This is a genomic window from Paenibacillus sp. TSM33 (assembly GCF_056099025.1).
The window spans coordinates 20,840-37,456 of sequence record NZ_JBLZXB010000005.1; the positions used below are offsets into that span (position 1 = coordinate 20,840).

Annotated in this window: 14 protein-coding genes and 1 riboswitch; of the genes, 7 read left to right on the forward strand and 7 right to left on the reverse strand. The window is 46.4% G+C overall.

The genetic code is table 11. From position 1 onward, the window contains the following. The first annotated feature begins 11 nt into the window (after positions 1–11). From opp4B to ACN6NF_RS01770, 4 genes are all read left to right on the forward strand, one after another. Entirely contained in the window at positions 12–980 is a 969-nt protein-coding gene (opp4B, locus tag ACN6NF_RS01755; RefSeq protein WP_474314587.1) for an oligopeptide ABC transporter permease, read from the forward strand. A gap of 37 nt (positions 981–1,017) precedes the next feature. Beyond that, positions 1,018–1,917 carry an ABC transporter permease gene (locus ACN6NF_RS01760; protein WP_474314617.1) on the forward strand — a complete coding sequence of 300 codons (900 nt, stop codon included), beginning with the start codon at positions 1,018–1,020 and terminating at the stop codon, positions 1,915–1,917. 43 nt (positions 1,918–1,960) lie between these two features. Beyond that, entirely contained in the window at positions 1,961–3,781 is a 1,821-nt protein-coding gene (opp4A, locus tag ACN6NF_RS01765) for an oligopeptide ABC transporter substrate-binding protein (protein WP_474314590.1), read from the forward strand. Positions 3,782–3,844: 63 nt separating this feature from the next. After that, entirely contained in the window at positions 3,845–4,783 is a 939-nt protein-coding gene (locus ACN6NF_RS01770) for a LysR family transcriptional regulator (RefSeq protein ID WP_474314593.1), read from the forward strand. A 27-nt stretch (positions 4,784–4,810) separates the two neighbouring features. Here ACN6NF_RS01770 and ACN6NF_RS01775 read toward each other — a convergent pair whose 3' ends face one another. From ACN6NF_RS01775 to ACN6NF_RS01790, 4 genes are all read right to left on the reverse strand, one after another. Beyond that, positions 4,811–5,461 carry an amino acid ABC transporter permease gene (locus tag ACN6NF_RS01775; protein WP_474314594.1) on the reverse strand — a complete coding sequence of 217 codons (651 nt, stop codon included), beginning with the start codon at positions 5,459–5,461 and terminating at the stop codon, positions 4,811–4,813. A gap of 14 nt (positions 5,462–5,475) precedes the next feature. Beyond that, complete coding sequence (locus ACN6NF_RS01780; protein WP_474314596.1) at positions 5,476–6,135, reverse strand: amino acid ABC transporter permease; 660 nt, start codon at positions 6,133–6,135, stop codon at positions 5,476–5,478. A 71-nt stretch (positions 6,136–6,206) separates the two neighbouring features. Beyond that, on the reverse strand, positions 6,207–7,037 hold the full coding sequence (locus tag ACN6NF_RS01785) for a transporter substrate-binding domain-containing protein (protein WP_474314599.1): 831 nt from the start codon (positions 7,035–7,037) through the stop codon (positions 6,207–6,209). 42 nt (positions 7,038–7,079) lie between these two features. Continuing rightward, positions 7,080–7,817 (reverse strand): amino acid ABC transporter ATP-binding protein, encoded by a 738-nt coding sequence (locus tag ACN6NF_RS01790; protein WP_474314602.1) that lies wholly within the window; start codon positions 7,815–7,817, stop codon positions 7,080–7,082. Positions 7,818–8,145: 328 nt separating this feature from the next. Between ACN6NF_RS01790 and ACN6NF_RS01795 the strand changes: the two genes are divergently transcribed. Beyond that, positions 8,146–8,610 carry a cupin domain-containing protein gene (locus ACN6NF_RS01795; protein ID WP_474314604.1) on the forward strand — a complete coding sequence of 155 codons (465 nt, stop codon included), beginning with the start codon at positions 8,146–8,148 and terminating at the stop codon, positions 8,608–8,610. Between the two features lie 94 nt (positions 8,611–8,704). Here ACN6NF_RS01795 and ACN6NF_RS01800 read toward each other — a convergent pair whose 3' ends face one another. The 3 genes from ACN6NF_RS01800 to ACN6NF_RS01810 all read right to left on the reverse strand — a co-directional run bounded on the left by ACN6NF_RS01800 (position 8,705) and on the right by ACN6NF_RS01810 (position 14,276). Beyond that, the gene (locus tag ACN6NF_RS01800) at positions 8,705–9,370 is read right to left on the reverse strand and encodes a class D sortase (protein ID WP_474314606.1); all 666 of its coding nucleotides are present in this window, start codon (positions 9,368–9,370) and stop codon (positions 8,705–8,707) included. A gap of 111 nt (positions 9,371–9,481) precedes the next feature. Then, positions 9,482–13,030 (reverse strand): collagen binding domain-containing protein, encoded by a 3,549-nt coding sequence (locus ACN6NF_RS01805; RefSeq protein WP_474314608.1) that lies wholly within the window; start codon positions 13,028–13,030, stop codon positions 9,482–9,484. A 233-nt stretch (positions 13,031–13,263) separates the two neighbouring features. Beyond that, positions 13,264–13,344: riboswitch (cyclic di-GMP riboswitch) on the reverse strand. Between the two features lie 50 nt (positions 13,345–13,394). Continuing rightward, on the reverse strand, positions 13,395–14,276 hold the full coding sequence (locus ACN6NF_RS01810; protein ID WP_474314609.1) for an AraC family transcriptional regulator: 882 nt from the start codon (positions 14,274–14,276) through the stop codon (positions 13,395–13,397). A 632-nt stretch (positions 14,277–14,908) separates the two neighbouring features. Between ACN6NF_RS01810 and ACN6NF_RS01815 the strand changes: the two genes are divergently transcribed. Together ACN6NF_RS01815 and ACN6NF_RS01820 are read left to right on the forward strand one after the other, a co-directional pair. Next, the gene (locus ACN6NF_RS01815) at positions 14,909–16,165 is read left to right on the forward strand and encodes a DUF445 domain-containing protein (RefSeq protein WP_474314610.1); all 1,257 of its coding nucleotides are present in this window, start codon (positions 14,909–14,911) and stop codon (positions 16,163–16,165) included. 33 nt (positions 16,166–16,198) lie between these two features. Next, on the forward strand, positions 16,199–16,579 hold the full coding sequence (locus ACN6NF_RS01820; protein WP_474314613.1) for a TIGR02328 family protein: 381 nt from the start codon (positions 16,199–16,201) through the stop codon (positions 16,577–16,579). The last annotated feature ends 38 nt before the right edge of the window (positions 16,580–16,617 follow it).

Consider the following 16,617-nt stretch of genomic DNA (forward strand, 5'->3'; position numbering starts at 1 on the left):
AGGTACAGAATATGTGGAAATTTACAATGCGTCGGCTGCTGGTTATGATCCCTCAACTTTTTGCACTGAGTGTGCTTATATTTTTCCTAGCCAAGGCTATGCCTGGGGATGCCCTGACAGGACTCATCACTTCAACACCCAATCTGAATCCGGCTGCATTGGAAGAACAGCGGCAAAAACTGGGACTCAATGACCCGGTGTGGGTGCAATATGGGAACTGGCTCGTTCAGCTTGCTCATGGGGATCTGGGCAAATCTTATGTACATAAAATTAGCGTTACCGATTTGATTGGCAGCCGTTTGGGGAACACGTTTTTTCTGGGCGTAGTGATTCTGGTTCTGACGTATCTAATCGCCATTCCGCTGGGAGTACTCAGCGGTCGGTATCAGCATAGCCTGCTGGATAAAACCGTGGTGGGATATACCTATCTCAGCTTTGCAACACCTCTATTTATACTCGCATTGCTGCTGCTGTACGTGTTTGGATTCAGGCTTGGCTGGTTTCCAACCAGCGGTAGTGTGGATGTAGGAGTGGAGCCGGGGACATGGTCATATTACGTGAATAAGTCGTATCACCTCATTCTACCGGCGGTTACAGGCGCATTACTCAGTACGACGGCTACCATTCAGTATTTGCGCAATGAGGTCATTGACATACGTCTGAAGGATTTTGTGAAAACAGCGCGTTCCAAGGGGGTACCCGAAGGAAAGATCTATTCCCGTCATATTTTTAAGAACTCTTTATTACCCATTGCTGCTTTCTTGGGCTACGACCTGACGGGTGTGATTGCCGGCAATATTTTCTTGGAATCTATTTTTGGTTATCCGGGGTTGGGCCAGTTGTTTCTTCAGTCTATCACCCAGCGGGACTTTTCAGTCGTGAACGCGCTGGTCATGATCTCCGGCTTCTTGGCACTATTAGGAACCCTTTTATCTGATGTCATCCTGAGCAAGGTCGATCCACGCATTCGAATTGAATAGCGAACAAGTCTAGAGAAAAGGAGGGATTATGGTGTCTATGCAGGTGGAGGACGTCTTCTCGCCGGAAATTATTCGTAAATCACCATCCAGTTGGTCTGTACTGCATCGTGAGCTGATACGTGACAAAATGGCCTTGATTTCCATTGGATTTGTGGCTCTGTTCTTGATTTTTATATATGCCTCTGTCTTGTTTGTCAATCAGGATGTAGTCACGACGGTCGATTTGGGCGCGATCCGCGAAGCTCCCGGCTCAGTGCATTGGCTGGGTACGGACCGAGCGGGCAGGGATATATTCGGCCAGCTGGTCATTGGGGCCCGCAATTCCTTTACCATTGGCTTTACAATTACTTTGTTATCCGCCGCCATTGGCTTGACGCTGGGCTTACTGGCTGGGTTTTATGGGGGACTGGTTGATAACATCATCATGCGAATCATTGATTTTATCCTGGTGCTTCCATTCTTGATGCTGGTTATCGTGTTTGTTAGCATTGTGCCCAAAAGCGGCATAGGGTCTTTTATCTTCATTATGACCGCCTTTTTATGGATTGGAAAAGCGCGCCTGATCCGGGCCAAGGTGCTGTCGGAGCGGGAACTGGACTACGTGCAGGCTTCCAAAACCCTTGGCACACCCAATTGGAAGATTATCTGGTTGGGTGTGCTGCCTAATCTCAGCTCTGTTGTGATTGTTAATCTAACGCTCAGTCTTGCAGGAAATATCGGGATTGAGACCGGGCTTTCCTATCTCGGCTTTGGCTTGCCAGAATCTACTCCAAGCTTAGGGACACTGGTGAGTTATGCCAATGACCCGGATGTATTGCAGAACAGCTGGTGGATGTGGTTGCCTGCCTCACTGCTTATATTAGTGCTGATGCTGGCGATTAATTTTATCGGTCAGGCACTCAAACGTGCCACGGATGCCAGACAACGATTGGGTTAAAACGAAGTTCAAAGATAAGGACAACGACAAGGAGGGGTTTATAATGGTTAAAAGCTGGAGAAAAGGAATTTTGCCTGTTCTATCTGCTGTTTTGGTGCTTTCTTTGGCCGCATGCAGCGGCTCGCCTTCCACTTCGAGTGGAGCAAAATCGTCTGACGGTACAGGTGGGGCAGGGTCCGACAGCAAGCAGGTGAATACGACTGGGCTGGTAAAGGCGGTCAAGAACGATAAACCCCCGATTAAGGGCGGCATCATCAATTATGCACTCGTGTCCGATACCCCTTTTGAAGGTATTCTGAATCCTGTATTTTATGATGGAAATCCGGATTTTGAAGTCTTCCAGTTTTTCTACCCTTCCATGTTTTCGATTGATTCCAATCTGAATATTGACGATAAAGGAGCGGCGACGATTTCCTTTTCCACAGATAATAAGGCGGTGACTGTCAAAATTGATCCCAAACTGAACTGGACAGATGGTAATCCCGTAACGGCAGAGGACTATGCATTTTCCTATGAAGTGATCGGTAACAAAGACTACGAAGGTCCGCGTTATGATAGTTTTATGACCAACATTGTAGGGATGGAAGATTATCACGCCGGCAAGGCCAAAACGATTTCAGGCATCAAGGTGCTGAATAAGAAAGAGGTTACCATTCATTTTAAGGAACCTAACCCTTCGGTAAAATCGGGGCTTTGGTCCACACCACTGGAGAAGAAGGTATTCCAAAACATTGCTGTGAAGGACATGGCTGGATCTGACCCTGTTCGTAAACATCCGATTGGTTATGGGCCATTCAAAATTAAATCAATGGTCACAGGTGAATCTGTGGAATTCGTCAAAAATGAAGATTATTTCCGCGGTGCGCCCAAGTTGGATGGCCTTCATCTGAAGGTAGTGAACCCGAATGTCATTACTGAGGCGTTGAAAAGCGGAGAAATCGACTGGGCCAGCTATCCGACCACCCGTTACAATGAGGCCAGCAATCCGAAAAATGTACAGTTTCTCGGTCAGGAGGAATTGTCTTATAGCTATGTAGGCTTTAAGCTGGGTAAATTTGATCAGGCCAAGAGTCTGAATATTATGGACCCGAACGCCAAGCTGGCGAACAAGTCATTGCGTCAGGCCCTTGGCTACGCGCTGAATAATGAGCAGGTTGGCAAGCAACTCTATCATGGGCTTCGGACTCCTGCGACATCCCTGATCCCGCCCGCCTTCAAGGGGTATCATGACGTGAATGCGAAGGGCATTGCATATGATCCAGACAAGGCGAAAAAGCTGCTGGACGAGGCAGGATATGTGGATACCAATGGAGATGGATACCGTGAGGACCCTAAGGGTAAGGAACTGGTGCTCCATTATGCAGCAATGAGTGGGGATGCGACAGCCGAATCGCTGGCTAAGTTTTATTTGCAAAATTGGAAGGATGTCGGGCTTCATGTCGAGCTGGTAGACGGTCGTCTGCTTGAGTTCAATTCTTTCTATGACCGTGTGCAGAAGGATGACCCCGGCATTGATATTTTTGGCGGCGCATGGAGTACAGGTACAGATGTAGACCCTAGTGGGCTGTATGGACGCGGAGCCAGCTTTAACTACTCGCGCTTTACCAGTGAAGAGAATGATAAGCTGTTGCAGGAAGGGGTGTCTGTGAAAGCCTTTGACGACAATTATCGTAAAGATATATACAATCAGTGGCAGGCGTATATGAGCGAGGAGGCACCCATTGTACCAACGTTATTCCGTTATTCGCTGGAGGCAGTGAATAATCGGGTAGCCAATTACGATATTACCCGTGGCAAGGAATACGATGCAGACGCGTTTGCGAATATTACGTTGACTTCGGAAAAAGCAGAAGTAGCCCAATAATCTAAAAAAGCGCATTAACCTGCGAAGAAGCGCGAACCGGATTGATCCGATCCCGCGCTTCTTTTGACCTGTTCATGCAAACATTCTGGGGATTCTCGAAGGGAGAGAAGGAAGACGGAAATACGTCAGCTTCAATACTTCATAGCCGTATGCGAGGAACTGCATTTTACGAAGGCATCGGAAAAGATCGGTATCTCTCAACCCACGCTTAGCTTGCAAATTAAGGCGCTGGAGGAGGAACTGGGCATGACGCTCTTTGACCGCGCAGGCAAGAAAATTAAAATGACAGATGCGGGGAAACTGCTGCTGCAACACAGTGCCCATGCGCTCAAGGGATTGCAGCAAGCAAAGGCATCCATTGAGGAGCTGCGTACCGAGCAACGCGGAAGTTTACGGATTGGTATCGCATTACCGGAGCTAGAGGAGCCATTGCAAGAAATGCTTGTCCATTTTCATCGGTCATTTCCCAAAATCTGCTTGCACATCTGTCCATCTTTTGATGTAACAGAACGGTTGCTGGATAACCGTGTGGATGTTGGCATCACCCTACACTCGGGTACAGATGAAAGGCTTGTCCAGCTTCCTCTTCGCACAGAGAACTATTGTCTTATTGTCCCGGTAAACCACGCATTTTCCAACCGTTCTTCCCTTATGCTGGATGAATTGAGGCATGTACCTTGGGCGATGCAGCCAGAATGCCATCCCGGCAGGAAGCTGATTGAGAAATGCTTTCGTGATCGTGGGTATGCTTTTACAACCGTCTTGGAAACAAACTCCATAGCTTCAATCCTGCGCTGGGTGCAGGAGGGACTTGCCGTAACCCTACAGACGAAGTCCCTTGCGGCCGAGCTGGATTGTTCGCATTTTTGCAGTGTACCTATTTTGCGTGGTATACCCCAAGGTCAGCTAGAGTTGATTTATCGGTCTGACCGTTATCAGGGGGAAACAATGAAGCGATTGATTGAACAGATACAAGCTGTATTAACAGAGCGCTCCAACTAGTGGCGACCCTGATGCGTATCACGAGCTTTAATGTGTGCGAACCTCCAGTCTGCGTGCAATCAGTGACATACTGTAATTAACGGTAAAGTACAGGAAAGCGGCGAACAGCAGAGCTGGAATGACAAAGGATTGATTTTGTCCACCGACGATCTGAATGTTATGCGTCAGCTCCGGCAAACTGATAATGACAGCCAGTGAAGTATCCTTAAATAGGGAAATGAACTGGCTGACAATCGGGGGCACCATGCGACGAAGCGCTTGGGGCAGAATGATATGCCATAAGGTTTGAGAATAGCTTAGACCGGAGGAACGCGCGGCTTCCAGTTGTCCTTTATGGACCGAATTGAGACCGCTGCGCACAATCTCGGCGATCATGGCTCCCTCGAAGATCGACAGTCCTGTAATGGCTGCCCACTTGAGGGAAATAGACAGTCCGATGGATGGCAAAACCATGCCGATGAAGAAAATAATGAGCAATAAGGGCAGATTGCGAATCAAATCAATGATAAAGGCTGCAACCTGTGAGAGCACAGGTAAGCGGGTATAGCGCAGAATGCCGAATATGATACCGAGAGCGAAGCTGAATATGATAGAGTAAATGGCGACTTCCAGCGTGAGCAGGAAGCCCTCCAGTATAAAACGCACATTAGGCCATACAAACAATCCGCTGAAATCCATACGGGCTTCCCTCCTTAGGATGTTTTGGACAGGCGTCGCTCCATATAGAGTACAAGAAAGCTGAGCGGAACCGTCAATATAAGATACAGTAGTGCCGTGATCGCATAGACTGTGATGGGCAGGAAGGTATCCGAGTTAATTAGATCCGAGTAATACATGAGATCCAGTCCGGCCACAATGGCCAGCACGGAAGAGTTTTTGACCAGATTGATGAATTGGTTGCCGATTGCAGGCAGTACAATTTTAATGGCTTGCGGTAAAATAATACTGATCATCGTCTGGTTGTAATTCAACCCGGAGGACCTTGCCGCTTCAAATTGTCCTTTGGGTACAGATTGAATGCCGGCACGTATAGCTTCTGCAATAAAAGAGGCTGTGTACACAGTCAATCCAAGCGTTCCAGATACAAAGCCGTCCAAGGGGATGCCCAAAGTGGGCAGACCGAGATAAAAAAACAGTACGACAATCAGCAATGGAATATTGCGGATGACCTCTACATAGACAGTACCGATCCAGTTTAGCCATTTAAAAGGCGCAATTCGGAAGATGGCAATGATAGCGCCCAGAATAAAGCTTCCAATCAAGGCAATAACACTTGCTTGAACGGTATGAAGCAAGCCTTCTCTAAAACGGTCGCCATGATCGAAAAGTACGTTGATATCAAAAGTAAGCATCTACGGGTATACCTCCTTATCCAGAGCTAAGAAAGGAAGGAGCACGCAATCGCGGCTCCTTCATAAGATCATTATTCGGGTTTAACCCCAAGCCATTGCTCATGCAGCTTATCGTATTCACCATTGCTTTTCAGTTCCTTGATCGTATCATTAATGGCTTGCAGTAGTTCGGTTTGTCCCTTTTTCACTGCGATGCCGTAAGGTTCCTCTGTGAAGTTCCCGCCTACTAGGGTATAATTCGGATCTTGCTGCTGCATGCCAAGCAGAATAGAGTTATCGGTCGTCAGCGCTTGCCCTTTACCTGCCTTGAGAGCGTTGAAGGCATCCTGATAGTTTTCAAACTCTAAAATCGTTGCTTTGGGCGCTTTTTCGCGGATATTTTTTGCGGAGGTAGAGCCTTTAACAGCGAGTACCTTGGTATCGGGAGTCAAGGATTCTAAACCAGTAATCGGGCTTCCTTTTTTCACGAGCAGGGATTGCCCTGCATTAAAGTAGACATCGCTGAAATCTACCTGTTTTTTGCGTTCATCCGAAATGGTCATCGTGGCAATAATAGCATCGATGTCCCCATTTTGCAGTAAGGTGATTCGTGTTTTGGACGTGACTTCCTTGAGTTCGAGCTTGGTTTCATCACCAAAAATATGCTTGGCTACCGCCTTGGCGATGTCGATATCAAAGCCCTCGACCTTCCCGCTAGCCGGGTCTTTTAGTCCGAACAACTTGGTATCGTACTTCACCCCAACGACCAGCTTGCCGCGCTGTTTGATGGCTTCCAGCCCGTTGGAAGCTGCTGCCTCATTTCCTGACGTTGCTGCTTCTTGCTTGCCTCCACAGGCTGCCAAGACGAGCAGACAGGATAATGCAACCAGCACCAAAGTACTCCACTGAAATCTTTTTCTCATAAGAACGATCCCCTTTCGATTTTTATTCCATTGATAGTCTGTTTAATGATGAATCAGACGGCTCAGGAACAGGCGAGCCCGTTCTTCACCCGGATTCTGAAAAAACTCAGCAGGTTGACTTTCTTCCAGGATTTGTCCTTTGTCCATAAAAATCACGCGGTCCGCCACTTCACGGGCAAAGCCCATTTCATGAGTGACGATAACCATCGTGATGCCCTGATGGGCAAGCGAGCGCATGACATCCAGCACCTCACCGATCGTTTCCGGGTCCAGAGCTGAAGTAGGCTCGTCAAACAGCATAATTTTCGGATTCATGGCGAGTCCACGGGCGATTGCCACCCGCTGTTGCTGTCCGCCGGACAATTGGGCGGGGTAGCTCTGTGCCTTTTCCTCGATTCCAACGCGTTTCAGATAGGTGAGGGCTGTTTGAGTAGCTTCTTCTTTCGGGATGCCCAGTACCTTCATCGGTGCCAGTACAATGTTCTCAATCACCTTTTTATGGGGGTAGAGATTGAAATGTTGGAACACCATCCCGATATTGCGGCGGAAGGCATTAATATCAATCTTTTTGTCATGCACAGGGACATCGTTAACGATCAACTCCCCATCAGATATCGTTTCCAGACGATTGATGCAGCGGAGCAGGGTGCTTTTACCCGAGCCGGAGGGACCGATGATGACAACGACCTCGCCCTCCTTAATCTGAAGATTGATGTCTTTGAGTACATGAAAGTGACCATAATGCTTGTTGACATTGCGAAATTGGATCAGAGAGCTCACCCCTTTTTTGACTTGAATACACCACTTAGTAGACGGACTGACATGATTAAGCTCTATTAGAATTTCAAAATTTCTCTCATGATACTATAAGCTTACAATAAAAAACAAGATTCAATGTCATAAAAGTTTACGTACAATATACTTTTATATGCTTATCTAACTGTTAAATGCTATCTATATGATAAAATGGGTTGGATATTCTTGAATTTATGTTATATAAATTATCATAACTTATTGACCTTCGACGTGCAGAGGGAGAAACGTGACAAAAGCAGCGCTATGTTTTACAGTAGGGAAGAAGGAATTTAGGGTAAAGGAAGGATAGACAATGACGAAAGCTATTTCACCGCTAGTTACGGCATTGGGCATGGAGCCCCATCCAGAAGGCGGCTGGTACAAAGAGATGTGGAAGGCCAATTTTCAAATTCCGAAGCCTGTACTGCCGGATGTGTATTCCGGTCCCCGCTTTGCAGCTTCGTCGACGTATTTCTTGCTGCATCCGGGCGAGTTCTCCGAGTGGCACGTGGTCCATTCTGATGAGCTGTGGCTATACCATAGCGGAAGTCCTATAGAGTTAAAATTGGGTGGAAGTGGAGAAGAACCTGGCGAAGAAACGGTCATTATCGTTGGTGCAGATGTGGAGGCAGGACAACATCCACAAGCACTCGTACCAGGAACAGTATGGCAAACGGCACGTCCGCTGGGGGATGAGCCTGTGCTGGTAACCTGTGTTGTTGCACCAGGATTCCACTTTGATGATTTCAAGCTGATTGCCAAGAATTCAACTGAATGATGATATGAACCATGGCGGGTGTATTTCTGTAAAGGAGCAGGGATGACCCGCCTGATTTATTTTTTATCCATAGGAATCGGCGCTTTAGTTAGCTTTAGTTGCTCAGTTTAGCCTGAACAATAAGACGATGGGTGGGATTCACGAGAGGGTCACATGTAATTAGCGTGAGCAGCTTATAGTTTTTGAAGCTTTTCAGAACAGACACGTCTGTTGGATCAACTACCTTTATGCTGTAAACTTTATACATATAGTGGTTACCTTGAGCGTTAACAACAATCTGATCTCCAATCTTCAACACATGAAGACGATTAAATAAACGCCCAGGAGTACGGGCTCGATGAGCAGCGATAGCAGCATTCCCCACTTGTCCCAGCTTCCCCGTTTCCGGCATATGTACTGCCGCATATTTCATGTTTTTTCTCGTTGCGCCTTCCAACACAGGGAGCTTTAAAGCAATACGACTTATGCTAATAGTGGCTATAGGAGTTTGTTCATTAACGCTGACATTGGGAGCGGGGGATGGAAAGGTATGTTGCTGTGCCTCACTAACCGGAGCTTCCGCAACCCGAGTGGACAGGTGAGCATAGCTGTTTGCAAGACTAGAAGGCAATACTGAATTGCTTTTTTCTAGTGATAACTCCGCTGCTTGTAACAACTTGTGTTGTTCTCGATCCTCATTCCATTCGGTCGCTTTAGGAAACAAAATAAAGAGTAAGCCCAACCCAATAAACACATAGGAAAGTTTACGCAGATTCAGCAATCCCATCTCCCCTAAGCAATGTATGGATGATACATACTTTGAAAAAAATGCCCCATTTCCGTCTCATTCCAACCGGGAATGAGACGGAAGATCAGGGCAGGTAGAGTGCATTTATTTTTTGTTTGTCCGTCTAAATTTCAAAAGTACGCCGCATATAATCATGGCAATGCCTGCCAAATAAAACGGAACGGGGCTACCTTCACCTGTTTGGGGCAACTGATGCACCGCAGGTGGCTCCTCCGGCTCTTTCTCCGGATCATGGAGACGGATTTTAGGTTTGGGCTCGTCGTTCGGCTCCACTGGAGGAGACGGATCTTGATGAGGCATGACGGCTGGCGGTTCAGGCAGTGCTTTGGGTTCCTCCCGGGCTACTGGCGGCGGTGTAGGTGCGGGTTCCTCCTCTGGAGGGACTATGTCCTCCGGAGGCCTTGGCAGTGACGGAGGAACGGTTATAGATGGTGCCACGGGCACCTCGGGATCTTTATCATGTTTTTTTCCGGAGCCTCCCGCTGGGGGAGACGGCTCTGGGTGGGTAGGCGTGCCTGGGTCTACAGGTGTTTCGGGTTCGTTTTTCTTTTCTTTACGATTGGTGATCACAACCCTCTTTATGCCAGAGCCTTGTTGGAGAGCTGCGTCTATTCTGATCTCAAGCTTACCCTCCGTTATTTCATACCCCTCCGGTGCTGCCAATTCTTCCAAAATGTAATCGTCATGAAGTAAGGAGGAAAAGATGATTTTGCCTTCCACATTGGTCGTTTGTATAAGCGGTGCTCTTTTTTGTCCCTTATCATAGAGCGCAAACCGGGCGCCAGGCAGTACTCTGTCGGGAGCATCCTGATCCACCTTGGTCAGTTCAAGAGTTTCGGTTACGCCCCCACCAGAACCGGAGCCAGAAGACGTCCGTACGATGATTTCCTGACTGGTTTCCCGCAGTTCTGTCGTCAAACGATCTCCTGCAAAAGCAACCTTGTTGCTCACCTTGGCTTTATCCTCGGCATGAATGAACGATTGGTATTCAAGAATAAAAGCAGTGGAAATATCTTTGGCAAAAGCAAGCTCAAAAGTTTGCTGACCTTGAGGATCTGTCTTGATGTGCAGCCAGTAATCTTGGTTTTTGATTAATTCGGTACCCTTGGTGGTATTTCCATTGGCAGCCATGATTGTAGAGTATAAATGGAAGGAATCTTCAATTAAGATTTGGTTGCTGCTAGGCTGATCGACTATTTTAGCGTTGGACACATGTGATTGTCCTTCATTGATACGAATGCTCCAGTCGATTTTATTTCCATTTTGTGCACCGGCTTTAGACACATATTCTCCGCCATGAGGTACCGTGACTTGAGCTGCCCACTCGGAGACTGTCTTTTGTCCATCGAGTAGTAGGGCTTGATTATGAATTTCCTTTTCAATCAGTTCTCCTTCCAATGAGGTTTGAAAGGTAATCCAGTACGGAGTTTGGATCGGCTTCTTGAACTGGATACGCAATTCATTACCATTTTGCTCAGTGGGGAGGATCGTCGTATATTGATCTGCCGGGATTTCAGCCCCTTTTTGTACACCATCCCACCATCCCAGCAAGGTCATATCGTATACTTTTACGGAGCCAGGCCGTAACTTCTGGCCTTGCAACAAGGGGTCTCTCACTTCCGCGCGATCTAGGATCTTGCGATTATAGTTGGCTTTAATATCCCAGGTAATGAGCTTGGAGCTCGCATCATAGCTTCCTTGCTTGGCCCCGTTCCGTTGTGTCATAAAATCCGGCCAGATCGGGCATTCCACCTCATGTGACGAGGTTTCTCCATTTTCATATTGATAATCTATAAAGGATTTGTTGCGAAATTCGGGCTTCGTCGTATCTGTTTTCCAATCATTGTTGTATAGGGTTAAATACTTGATCGTATAAGCCTTTTGAATCGTTTTATGAAAATGAAGAGTAAACCCTTCTTTATAGTCTGGTGATCGTGGAACTAGCTCATAATCCATGGGTGCGAATAGTTCCGTTGTACCGTCAACACTTTGAATTTTCAGGGTGTCGGGCAACAAGGCCAAGCCCCCATTGGGGAATACATCCTTAATGACAATATTTTTCATGGTGTATGAGTCTGTATTAATGGTGATCACCCAAGGTATGACTTTCGTGTTGTAATTGGGCGTGTCATACATTTTAGTCATAACTCCGCTTGTGATTTCCGTCGATATGATTTTTTGGACTCCATCTGAGGTGATGATGTTTGTAATTTTTTCATCTTCATAGACGCGGCCTCTAGCCTGGGTCTGATATCGGATGGTATAGGCTGAATCTACGTCGAAGTTGAATTGAAGTTTGAACCCGTTACGGTCGGGATAATCAACCGGAATGACGGTGTACGCCCACGATGGAAGCTCCTCCAGTGTATTTCCCTTAAATACTTTCAAAGAACCGGGCAGCAAATTTTGGGTCTTGTTGAAATGATCAATTAAAAGGGCTTTGGCTTCGGGAATTTTTGTCTCGCCGAAGTTATATCTTATGGCCCATGTGAGTGTTTGCGTGGCATGATCATACTTTTCAACTTTTTTGGATAAAAATTCACCACGCTCCACCTGAACAGTAGCGGTGGCAGCAACGTTATCTATCGCATCTCCTGAAAGCGTCGCTGTGTTGGAAAAGCGAGTTTCGTTGCCGGTAATGTGCGTGGAGTATTGGATCTGATAGGCAGTGCTGATGCTCGCATCTTGAAAACGAATTGCAAATCCGGTCCCGGCTTGATCCGATTCAATGGCGTATTTACTCGTATTCACTAGTTCTTTAACAATGGTCGTGCCATCGATATTGACTTGCAGATGATAGAGTCGGATAGAGCCTCTCACGAGTTCCAGTCCTGAAGGAGTTGGATCGGTAATGAGGGCGTGTTTAACGGTGTTTAGCTGTTTGTTCACATCAATGGCCCAGTCGATCTGGTGGGTGCCATTTATTTTCCCTTGCTTGCTTAAGGTTGGTCCTGACTGGGGTTTTACATTTACGATGACCGTTTGAACCCCGTCTTTAATGGGAATCGCAATGATGACCTCTGTACTGCCTTTCACCGTTTCTTTTGTGAATTGGGTTTTAATTTGCAGTTTGCCGCTGACATGGGAATGGTTCTCTACATATTGGTTAAAGGTCATGATGACCTTACCCTGACGATCTACTGTAAAGAGCCCCACGGTCCCGTCTGTAGTCACTAGCGGAGATGAGATATCAGTGTAGATGACAAACTGTTCTGGTAAGTGAAAGGTGAAGGTATCCCCTGCTTTATAAGTATTGTCAGGAAGCTCCCATTCATAGCCAAGTTGGATGGCTGATCCGATGTCGAACTTACTATCGGGATTATATACCGCATCAATGATACGTCCAGCTTCGTCCTTCAAAATCAACTTCGTTAGTATACTCTGGGGAGCAGCTTCATTTTGAGACTTTGAATGAGTTGCTCCTTGAACAGAAGGGATAGTGTTTGAAGGGACCTCCTTAGCAGGTTCAGGGTTTGGGACCGCATATACAGCATCCGTAACGGTTGTAGGATCGGATACAGCACTCTGCGGCAGTTCAGGGGCTGGAGGATCTGCGTAAGCCAGCGTGGTGCTGAAAAAGCTTTGGACAATGAGCAATAAGGCAATAATCATGACATTTATTTTTGTTCCCATGCTCCAAGTGATTCTCCTGTTCATCGTAATATGGCAAGCTTCGGCGGTTGTTGTTATATTGTTTTCCTTCCCTCCTCCTAGTTCGAAATTAGTATATTCAGCATGCTAGGTTGACATGACTACCCCAACAGAAAAAAACCTTGATCATAGTGATCAAGGTTTTCTCTTCGAGAGAGGTATAGCGATATTTGTGATGGAGCTATGTAAAAAAGGCATAATAAAAAGCTCGTTCACCTGGTAACTGGCTGCCATCCGAGGAGGAAGGCCCTATAGTTTTGCGTCACTGTCTTTCGACAGCTTTGCCATTAGCTTGAATAGCTTGTTCGTCTATCGTCTATCAAACGGAGTACATGAGACCTCCTATTTACAGTTTGGAGCGGTTTCCCCATTTTTTACGGAAGGAATGAGGTGTTTCCCCTACATGTTCCTTGAATAGGTTGATAAAATGGCTCGTATTGGGAATCCCAACGTACCTTGCGATATCCACAATGGATATGTCACTGGTTTTAAGCCATCCCTGAGCGGCTGTGATCCGGACATTAATGAGATAATCAATTGGAGAAAATCCAATCTGTTTTTTGAAATTTTTAGCAAGATTAAATTTGTTTAGGTTGAACATGTCCGCCAGTGAGTCTAGCGTAATTCGTTCACAATAGGACTGGTCCAAGTACTGCTGCACCCGACGTACTTCGCTGAGCGTTCCAGCATTTACATGCCGCTGATCATAAGGATGCTGCAAAATGTACGTCAGTATTTCACCAATGAGTCTGGACGTTAGCAGCTCGCCGGAAAGGCTCCGATCAGACTGTCCGCAGATTAGAGCATGCAGCTTGTCCAATATAATAGACGGATTGTGCACGGATATTACCGGTTTATTATGCTTGGCAAATTGTTCGTAAAAATGCTCGATGAGGTTGCCGTACAGGTATAAGCTGATAAACTCCCAGGCTTCATCACCGGAGGTGCTGTATTGTACATATTCCTCGCAATTAACAAAAAACAAATCATGAGGCTTTAAAATATATTTCTTGTCCTGGTACAGTAACTCTCCCTTACCAGACAGCGTAAAAACAAGCAAAAAGGAGGTGAGCTCTTTCCTTTCTATTGTAAAATCAGAGGTTTTTTGGAAATATCCTAATTCCTGAATATATAAAAGGGATTGCTTGGCAAAAGCGGAGGGGGTGCGCACAATTACGACAGGTTCGCCGTTCCAGAGGCCCTCGATGTTTTTTTGGTCTGTTGTCATATTCAATTCCTTTACAAAAAAGCAATTTTATCTAGCTTATCTTGGTTTGTTTTACCAATATATAATGGCTGATTAAACATGATTTACTATTTAATAAAAGTTTATTTTATCACATTAAATATGTCTAATATCAAAATTTGCACTTTATAACATTAAATATGTCTATATATCAAATTAAGTGTGTTAGTTTTATAGAAGCCTCGCTTCTTATGGATATTCAACTTGGTCATCCGTATAAAAGGTCGAATATTGTTGAAAGAATTCTGAGGTCATCATGGATTCAAATCCTTTCTGGGGTCAAATATAGAATAGGGCTGAAAATAATATCTTACATGCCCATTCAACTTTTCTATTCACTTCTCCTTTCGGTTTAAGAAATTTAGGACTTGGTTCTGATAAAATGGTTCGTAAGGCTTATTATTAAAAATGAGATTTTGGACCCAATGTTCTGATTTGGTTCACGAACATGAATGTAAAAAAGAGAGATATATGCATAAAAAATTACGCAAAAAATGTTCTTATGTGTTGAATTAAATTACTCTCAACTTTGGAAATTACACAGGCAATGATATGATGGGTAATACATGTATAAGTGCTTAACTTACTCGATAGTTAGTTTGGAGGATTACAGAATGGAAAAACCCAAAAATACGAAAACCGCAGCGGCTTGGTCGCTCGTTATTCTAGGGGCAGGCTTTGCAGCCACGGTGCCCTTCCAGCAATATGGGTGGGCTCGTTTGTTAGCGGGAGCCTTTGAGGCAGGACTTGTAGGGGGACTGGCAGACTGGTTCGCTGTCACGGCATTGTTCCGTCATCCGTTAGGCATCCCGATACCACATACGGCGCTTCTCCCCAAAAATAGGGACAAGCTCACGAATGCATTGGTGAATACGGTGGAAAATAACTTGCTGAACAAAGACAGCATTGCTTCTAAAATTGCGGACATTCGTTTGGCGGAGCTGGTGCTGGGCGGTGTGGAAAAAGGATTGCGTACACCAGAAGCAGCAGCATCGATAGATGTGCTCGCCAAGCGGCTCGTTCAGTCGCTCCCACTCGCAGAAATGGCTCCGATTATCGTGGCTGAGATCAAACGACAGGTGACGGACGTCGACGCCGGACCGCTACTGGAGGCGCTTGCTCGTCAATCCAGTGAGAAGGGCTATGATATTCGCGCACTGGATTACACGCTGGAACAGGTGGAAGCCTGGCTTTCGCGACCAGAAACGGGCTATACACTGGGTACCTTAGGGATGCAGGCTGTCAGTGGCTTGCAGGTGAGCGGGCTGATGCAATTTGCCTTGAACGCCTTCCTCGGCTATCTGAACGAAGAGCGCATGGGTGATATGATTCGTCATTTCCTGCTGGATCAGGTAGCAGAGCTGCAAAGGGAAGAGCATCCGCGCCGTCTGGCAGTGATCGACGGTCTCAGAACACAGGTGACCCGATTGGCAACGAAGGATACGGTTCAGGAAGGGCTGAACGGTTGGAAGGATAGCCTTATTGAAGCTTGGGAAGGCGAAGCGTCCGTGCTCGGTAAAATGGAAGAGCTTCGTACCCGTTTATTGAACTATATGGAAGACGGAGACTATGTGCCAACCTACATTTTGCCGCTGTTGGATCGGATGCTGGCTGATTTAAGAGGGAATACCGAATTGCTGGACAAAATTAATGCACGGATCGTGGAAGGTATTACCAGTTTCGTGGAAGCCAACCATAGCCGGATTGGTAACCTGGTGCGCGAAAATGTAGATAAAATGGATAACAAATCCTTGATTGCATTAATGGAGGACAAACTGGGACAGGATTTGCAGTGGATACGTATTAACGGCGCAGTAACAGGCTTCCTGATCGGTATTGTGCTGACAGGTATCCGTATGCTAATCCAATAATACAGAAAAAGCTACAGATAAGGTTGTGGAAGCATGAGGCTTTGGCATGAACAATTGATTGGCAAGCTGCCCCGTCCCCAACTGTTGGGACAACATCGTGAGTGTTGTGCCCTGCGGGGGAACGGTTGGGGAAAGCCACACGCCACAGTGAATTATGTGTTCGACTATCACCCCATGCTGCTGGTACGCTATCATAAGCTCATTATGGACGAAATGAAAAGCAGAGGATACAAGGTTGATCCACTATGGGAACAGCCATTGTATCGCGGTAAGCAGTGTGAGCCTTGGGGGGCGGAGCTAGGCGAGGAACTGGCAGGCGCGGACGCATATGTGGAGCATGATGACGAATATATGAAGGAGTGCCTGGATAACCTGGCTTCCAAAGGAATTTTAATAGAGATTGAAGTGATCTAAAAAGCGGGCTGCGGTGTGTTCATCATTCAGATGAACAC